General features: G+C 59.2%; 1 pseudogene. It reads right to left on the bottom strand.

What is annotated here, in order from left to right:
• Positions 1 to 238 (bottom strand): annotated as a pseudogene (locus Q1A06_RS20965) (biotin carboxylase); the annotation flags it as partial.

The following is a 238-nucleotide window of genomic DNA, read 5'->3' as shown; positions in this document are numbered from 1 at the left end:
TCAAAGCCCGTCACCATTTCGGTCACCGGGTGTTCGACCTGAAGCCGGGTGTTCATTTCCAGAAAGTAAAACGATCCATCCTGGGCATAGATGAACTCGACCGTGCCGGCGCCGCGATAGTTCACGGCGCGGGCGATCCCGGCGGCGGTTTCGCAGATCTTGTCGCGTTGTTCAGCCGTAAGCGCCGGCGACGGCGTTTCCTCGATGATCTTTTGGAACCGGCGCTGGATCGAGCATT

This window comes from uncultured Sulfitobacter sp. (genome assembly GCF_947497275.1).
Taxonomy (GTDB): Bacteria; Pseudomonadota; Alphaproteobacteria; order Rhodobacterales; family Rhodobacteraceae; genus Sulfitobacter.
This window is presented reverse-complemented; position numbering and strand designations above follow the sequence as displayed.